The sequence below is a fragment of the Paenibacillus sp. EKM212P genome, from assembly GCF_011066115.1.
Taxonomy (GTDB): domain Bacteria; phylum Bacillota; class Bacilli; order Paenibacillales; family Paenibacillaceae; genus Paenibacillus; species Paenibacillus polymyxa_B.
On sequence record NZ_JAAMNR010000025.1, the window covers coordinates 1 to 4,438 of the forward strand.

Genomic DNA, 4,438 nt, shown 5'->3' on the forward strand with positions numbered 1-4,438 from the left:
TCCACTGCGCTGATGGGGACCATCTGCTACTGGCTATTCATCATATGGTGGTAGACGGCGTATCGTGGCGGATACTGTTGGAGGATTTGTCGAATGCCTATGAGCAGGCTGTACGTGGAGAAGCCATACAGCTCCCGGCCAAAACAGACTCTTTCCAGGTCTGGTCGGAGCGGTTATCAGCCTATGCCGACAGTCCTGAGATGGAAAGTGAGCACGCATACTGGGAGCAAGTGAATGAATTGGCGGCATCCGAGTCTTTAAGACTTACAGAATTGTTGGATTCTAAAAAAACATTGACCATAAATAACACAGCTACTTTGAGCTTGAAATTCACGAAAGAAGAGACTGATCAACTGCTAAAGCAGGCTCATCGCGCGTACAACACAGAAGTGAACGATCTGTTGCTGACGGCGCTCGGCATGACGTTAAGCACTTGGACTGGCAGTGATCAGGTTGCAATTCTTCTGGAAGGCCATGGCCGGGAAGATATCATGAAGGAGACGGATATATCACGAACGGTTGGCTGGTTCACGAGCCAGTACCCGATACTGCTGCGGATTAACGGGGAAGATCATATCTCCGGGAACATCAAACGGATGAAGGAGATGTTACGCAGCATTCCACATAAAGGGATTGGATACGGCATCTGGAGATATCTCAGCCAGAACGGACCGTCCGGGGTAACATACGCCGAGCCACAGATCAGCTTTAATTATTTGGGCGAATTTGATCAGACGCTGCGGCACAGCGAAACGCACATGTCCCCGTACTCCAGTGGAGCAGATGTTAACGAACTGACCAGAATGCCGTGTTCCCTGGATGTGGGGGGCATTGTAACGGATGAAATGCTTGAGCTGGATATTCGTTATAACACAAAAGTGTTACAGGAAGATAATGTGATAAAACTAGCCAGGGAGCTCAAGCAGAACGTGTTGGAAGTGATCCACCACTGTGTATCACAGGAGCATTCTGAATTGACGCCGAGTGATGTGCTGCTTCCGGGTTTAAGCCTGGAAGCACTGGACCGGATGGTGGAGCAGATTCAGCCTGACGGAGAACTGGAGAATATATATCCCATGACGCCGATGCAAAAAGGAATGCTGTTTCACAACATGCTGGATTCCCAGTCGAGCGCCTATGTAGAGCAGTCCACCTTTGAACTGAAGGGAACGCTGGATCTCGCTGCATTCTCTGCCAGTCTGGACTTGTTGGTGCAGCGTCATTCAGCACTGCGTACCAACTTCCGGAGCGATTTGCAGGACGAGCCCTTGCAAGTGGTGTACCGGAATAAACGCGGAGAACTGTACGTAGAGGACATACGTGAGAAGGAGAAGGTGGCGCAAGAGCAATATATCGAGGAATTCGCGCGTCGGGATCAGCAGAAGGGGTTTGATCTGGCAAAGGATACACTAATGCGGGTATCCATCTTACGTACATCAGACGATGCATACCATTTTGTATGGAGCTTCCACCATATCATCATGGATGGCTGGTGTTTGTCGCTGGTTACCAACGAAGTCTTTGGAGGATATACCGCCCTTACAGAAGGGAAGCCGCCGCAATTGCCTGTGGTAACACCATATAGCCGATACATCGAATGGCTGGAAGGGCAGAACCGTCAGGAAGCAGCGGAGTATTGGAACGGTTACCTGCAGGGCCATGAGGAGACGACAGTTTTGCCCCAGGCCAAAACAGGGAAAGCGAAGGGATATGAGGCTGAATATCTGGAATTTGATTTAGGTATAGACCTGACGGCGCAACTTCAGCAGCTGGCAAAGCAAGAACAGGTGACGATAAATACGCTGATGCAAACAGCCTGGGGTGTATTGCTGCAAAAGTATAATCGCACAGAGGATGTCGTTTTCGGTAGTGTGGTGTCGGGACGTCCAGCAGACATTGCCGGAGTAGAGCAAATGATCGGACTTTTCATTAATACAATCCCAGTCCGTGTTCAAGGTAAACCAACAACTGCATTTACTGAATTAATGAAGGAAACTCAGCGACAGGCGCTTTCTGCCAATGCCTATGATACGTTCCCGCTGTATGAAATTCAGGCACTGACCGAGCAGAAGCAGGATCTAATCAAGCACATTATGATATTCGAAAATTATCCGGTGGAGCAGCAGGTAGAGCAGCTGGGAAGTGATGGGCAGAATGCATTCACAATTTTAAACGCAGTGGCTACAGAGCAAACCAACTACGATCTGAACGTCGTCGTAATGCCGGGAGAAGGCATCAAGATTCGTTTTATGTATAACGCATTGAGCTTTGATCAAACCGGCATTGAGCGTCTGCATGGTCATTTTGCTCGTCTGCTGGAGCAAATTTCGTTCAACCCGCATGTTCGCGTTGAAGAACTGGAATTGGTGACAACGGCGGAAAGACAACAGATTACAGGCGAGTTTAACGACACGGCTTCTGTATATCCGCGCAATCAGACGATCCAAAAGCTGTTTGAGGAGCAGGCTGAACGTACGCCAGATCACGTGGCCGTCACTTTGGGTCATCAATCGTTGACCTATCGGGAACTCAATGAGAAGGCTAACCGATTAGCGCATACACTACAGACTGCTGGAGTGAAGGCCGATGAGCCTGTCGGCATTCTAACGGAGCGTTCGTTGGATATGATTAGCGGAACGTTGGCTATTTTGAAGGCTGGAGGCGCGTATATGCCGATAGATCCTCAATATCCGGAGGACCGTATCCGCTATATGCTGGAGGACTCGGGAGCCAAACTGCTGCTGACTCAACAAGATTTACTGGAACGTTGCTATTTTGATGGACAGATTGTCAATCTGAATGAGGATACGTCCTACAGTCCGGATACTTCCAATTTAGGAATAGATGGATCAGGCGAACATGCTGCTTATGTCATCTATACCTCGGGATCAACAGGCAAGCCTAAGGGCGTCGTTGTTGAGCATCAAAGTGTCGTGCGCTTGGTGCGTAATACGGATTATGTGCCGTTTGATGAATCGATCCGAATGTTGCAGACTTGCGCGTTTGTATTTGATGTGTCTACGTTTGAAATTTGGGGGGCGCTACTGAACGGCGGTGAGCTTGTACTCGTGCATAAGGATGATCTTTTGGACGTAGCTAAGCTCAAGGAGACCATACGGGACCATCGCATTACTATGATGTGGCTGACTACACCGCTATTTAATCAGCTTTCGCAGCAGGACAGTAAATTGTTCGGCGATGTGAAGTATTTGCTGGTCGGAGGCGACGTGCTGTCTGCACCGCATATTAACCGGGTGTTGCGTGATAATCCGGACATGAATATCATCAACGGCTATGGACCAACGGAAAATACTACTTTTTCGACGACTTATCATATTAAGGAAGAACAGCTTGATTCTGTGCCGATCGGGCGTCCTATCCGCAATTCTACGGCGTATGTGGTCGATTCGGCGTTTAACCTGCAGCCGATTGGAGCATGGGGTGAGCTGGTTGTTGGCGGAGACGGAGTCGCACGCGGTTACCTGAACCGTCCTGATTTGACGGCTGAGAGATTCCTTGCCAATCCGTGGGTGTACGGAGATCGCCTGTACTGCACGGGAGACCTTGTTCGCTGGCGTGAAGACGGTACATTAGAATACGCTGGACGGATGGATCAACAAGTTAAAATTCGCGGCTACCGAATTGAGCTGGGCGAGGTCGAGTCGGCTATGCTGAAAATAGATCGTATCCAAGAGGTCATCGTACTGGCACATGCAAACAGCCAAAACCAACACGAACTGGTTGCCTACTACGTGGCAGAACGGGAAGTGACAGGGAGTGAGCTTCGCAAGCAGCTGAGTGAAGATCTCCCGAATTATATGGTTCCCTCGCACTTTGTTCAGATGGAGCAAATGCCGCTCACACCCAACGGCAAAATCGACCGTAAGGCATTGCCGGCACCAGAACAGATTTCCCGTTATACGCAGGAATATAGTGCTCCACGGACGGCAGAGGAGCAGGTTCTGGCTCGTGTGTGGGAGGCTGTACTGGGCGGCGGTCCGGTCGGATTGACGGATCAATTTTTTGATCGGGGCGGGGATTCGATCAAGGCGATTCAGGTGTCCTCACGCCTGCTGCAGGCAGGATACAAGCTGGATATCAAAGACTTGTTTAAGTACCCTGAGGTTGCTGAGCTAGCTATGCACCTGCGTGTGTCGGATACCCAATTAGCTGATCAGGAAGAGGTCAGCGGAGCCGTGCTGCTGACACCGATTCAGCAGTGGTTTGTGGAACAAGAGCAGCCTGTGCCGGACCACTTTAATCAGGCGGTTATGCTTCACCGGGAGCAAGGATTCGAGGAAGAGCCGCTACGCCAGGCACTGACGCAGTTGGTGGTGCACCATGATGCGTTGCGGATGGTGTTCCGCAAGGCAGAGCAAGGCTGGGAAGCGTGGAACCGCGGAGTGAAGGAAGGGAAGCTGTATGATCTGGAAGTGGC

General features: G+C 50.4%; 1 protein-coding gene. It reads left to right on the top strand.

What is annotated here, in order from left to right:
* Positions 1–4,438 (top strand): non-ribosomal peptide synthetase (locus G9G54_RS24685; protein WP_165179926.1); only part of this gene is annotated, 4,438 nt, incomplete at both ends.